The sequence below is a fragment of the Idiomarina sp. UBA4206 genome, from assembly GCF_002383015.1.
GTDB classification, from domain to species: Bacteria; Pseudomonadota; Gammaproteobacteria; order Enterobacterales; family Alteromonadaceae; genus Idiomarina; species Idiomarina abyssalis.
Genome location: NZ_DFTS01000065.1, coordinates 6,202 through 6,563, shown reverse-complemented (window position 1 = coordinate 6,563; position 362 = coordinate 6,202). Strand labels below are relative to the sequence as shown.

The following is a 362-nucleotide window of genomic DNA, read 5'->3' as shown; positions in this document are numbered from 1 at the left end:
CCCGCCGCTTTTGTGGAATGGGACGAACAGGACAACAAGCTGGAATCTCGGCTTAACGGTGTGCTCATTGATCGTTTTGATGAAAACGAAAAAGCCGGTTACCCCACTTTGTGTAAGGGACGCTTTTCGGTCGATGACGAAATTTACAACGTGCTGGAAGAGCCTACCAGCCTGAACACCTTGAGCCTGTTGCCGCAACTTTATAAAGAAGGCATTGCCTCTTTAAAAATAGAAGGGCGACAGCGCAGTCCGGCTTATGTATCACAAATTACCAGAGTGTGGCGTCAGGCTATCGACACGGTTATGGCTGACCCCGACAACTTTGAAGTGGCGGACAACTGGAACTCCGTATTGTCCTCGCT

1 protein-coding gene is annotated in these 362 nt (G+C 49.7%); it reads left to right on the top strand.

All coding sequences use genetic code 11. The annotated features are described in order from the left end of the window. On the top strand, positions 1-362 hold a 362-nt coding region (locus tag B3180_RS13200), incomplete at both ends, for a peptidase U32 family protein (protein ID WP_286845013.1).